Consider the following 2,656-nt stretch of genomic DNA (forward strand, 5'->3'; position numbering starts at 1 on the left):
CCCTTTTAATTGTGAATGGTGAATGGTGAATTGTGAATTTCCCCGCCCCCTTTTTTAATGTGCCAATTTGATTAGCTAATTAGCTGATGTGCGCTTAACGTTTCACCCAATTTTCAATTCTAATGCCTTTAATTCTGTCAAACTCTTTAATGTTTTCAGTAACCATAATCAAGTCATTTTCGATGGATGTACAACCAATTAATAAGTCAAAATCACTAATCATTTTTCCTTCACTTTGTAGTCGTGCTTTTTCTTTTCCATAAGTCTGAATTGCGTCAAATATGGGCAATATACTAAGTTGTCCAATGAACTTTTCAATGAGTTTATGATTCTTTTTAGGATTGTCACTTTTTTCTGCACCAAAAACTAACTCTGCTAATGTTATTTCAGAAATTGCACAATTGTCAATGCCAACTTCATTCAATTTTTCAATTACGTTATATTTTCCTCTTAAAAAATGAATACAGATATTAGAGTCAAGCAAATATTTCATTATAAATCAATTGACTTTTTTTCTACTCTTGAATTTCTAATATCATTTATTATTTCATCGGAGGTTCTTGTATCTTCCCATGCACCATAAAGGCTTTTCAAGTCAAAATGTTTCTTTTCTTTAACCTCTATAGACTCTGTCAATTTTACAATCAGTCGTTTCTTAGAAATATTATCTAGTTTGGTCAAGAAACCAAAATATTTATCGATAGTTGTATTTTTTAATGCTATTCTCATAATCTTTTACTTTTCACAAAGATAACAAAATAAGTCCAACTGTCTTTTAAGCTTTTGGGCGCATTTCTGCTAACGATCAACTATCCGCTATAAAAAATAGGTCATCTGATACGAGATTTTTAATGTGCCAATTTGATTAGCTAATTAGCTGATGTGCTGATTCGTTAATGCCCCCGCCCCCTTTTTTAATGTGCCAATGTGCCAATGTGCCGATGATGCAATTGTGTGAATGGTTGCCACGTGTAGTTTTTTTAAAAACGTCATCACGAGACAGCGGAAGCGCTTATATGCTTGACTAAAAGGTTGTGCTGTTGAAGTGATCTGCCTACTTTGAGCGTTATGCCGCTTAGAACAGTTGCAATAGGGACAGCAGCAAGCTACCGTGTAGCGCGAATGGCCCGGCCTGAGCAGCGCGATGGATTGCCCAACTCACCCTAACTCATCATCGTTTGCAACGCATCATCAATATTCCTCTTTCATAGCATGCTTACCATGAATTCAAACACTTACCGTAACGGTTGCTGTAATAGTGCAATAATTTGAACTCTTACAAGTATAAGCTAAGCTAAAAATTAACCACTGAACCGCCAATTTCTTGCAGGTACTGTATAAGCAGTGGTTCTTTGCGTTATTTCGTATTTGCTCATGCTGTCTGTTTTATTTTGTTCTTATCTTGTATGAATACGATGAATTCGTTTATTAAGTGTGATATAAACGTGAATGTAAAAATTAATAAAACAATGGTGAGGTAAGAGCTTTGGTTAATACCCAAAAAAGCAATGCTCCAAATGATAATTATCCATTGAGCAAAGTAAATGTTTGTTACTCCATTGCTCCATTTAAAAAGTAAGTCAAAAAAATTGTTCTGCGGTACTTTGTCTAGAATTAATTGATTGATGTAAAGCCAAAAGACTACAAAGCCGCACATAAATAACATTCCACCTTGTCGGCTATGATAGTAGTCGTTGAAATGATAATCTACGTTTGAATATGAAATGGCCACTCCAATAACCAAAACCAAAATGCCAATTATTCCAAAGTTTTTAAATGTTATACTTTGGTCTTTTGAGTTTTTCATTGTGTCGCCAAGAAACATACCCAGTAACGGAAACGATAGCCAAGGAAATACCGGAAAAGCAATTTTATTTGCGATAAAGCTAAATGCAATGGGTTGGTCTCCCCAAAACAGTTCAAAAATTTGGTCTATTACCGGAATGTTTAGGTTTAATCCCCAAAGAAATGGTGACAGCATACTAATCAGAAATGCAGTAAATAGTATGATATACTTGTTGATTTTGAACTCCTGAATAAGTGCCATAATCATTAATGCAATTCCGGCAAATTGCAAAATGTCAACTATGGTTAAAATAGTGTATTCATTTAATTTTTCTAAAGGGAGTGTTTTTGCAATATCCATTTCTAATTGAGTAGAAAGAGTGAATGGAATAACACCCCTTAGGATATTTAGCATATAGCCTGATAAGAATATTTTAAAGCCACGTAATAATCTTGGCTTCAATGCTGATTTCCTTGAATACATAAATGAAAATCCCATCAAAGTCATAAAAACTGGTGCGGCTGGCGGACCTCCGAAAAACTCTATAATTTGTCCGAATACCGAGTTTTTTACTTGTTCACTTGCAAATACCTCAAGTGTATGAACAGCAATCATAAAAAATACTGCCAAACCTCTGGCAAGGTCTATGGATAAAAGTCTATTGTTTTGAGTTGTTACATTCATCTTAATTATCATTTTTAGACTGCAAATTTGTGATGCCTAAAAATGAATTCATTTGACAAATGTCACAAAATTATTTTGCTCTTAAACGGCTGAGTGTTTCTCTTGAAATTCCAAGAAAGGAAGCAATATATGTAAGCGGGATACGTTGGAAAAGTTGAGGTTGTTTGTCAAGCAATATCAGATATT

3 protein-coding genes are annotated in these 2,656 nt (G+C 34.3%); all 3 read right to left on the reverse strand.

The genetic code is table 11. From position 1 onward, the window contains the following. Window positions 1–94: 94 nt before the first annotated feature. The 3 genes from ACIQ2S_RS12785 to ACIQ2S_RS12795 all read right to left on the reverse strand — a co-directional run bounded on the left by ACIQ2S_RS12785 (window position 95) and on the right by ACIQ2S_RS12795 (window position 2,482). Complete coding sequence (locus ACIQ2S_RS12785; protein WP_396176598.1) at window positions 95–493, reverse strand: type II toxin-antitoxin system VapC family toxin; 399 nt, start codon at window positions 491–493, stop codon at window positions 95–97. Next, window positions 493–729, reverse strand: a complete 237-nt coding sequence (locus ACIQ2S_RS12790) for a hypothetical protein (protein ID WP_396176600.1) — start codon at window positions 727–729, stop codon at window positions 493–495. Before ACIQ2S_RS12790 ends, ACIQ2S_RS12785 begins: the two co-directional genes overlap by 1 nt. Window positions 730–1,372: 643 nt before the next feature. Further along, a complete protein-coding gene (locus ACIQ2S_RS12795; protein WP_396176602.1) occupies window positions 1,373–2,482 on the reverse strand; it encodes a heparan-alpha-glucosaminide N-acetyltransferase domain-containing protein in 1,110 nt (369 codons plus the stop codon). Window positions 2,483–2,656: the final 174 nt, after the last annotated feature.

This window comes from Flavobacterium sp. (genome assembly GCF_044371705.1).
Lineage (GTDB): Bacteria > Bacteroidota > Bacteroidia > Flavobacteriales > Flavobacteriaceae > Flavobacterium.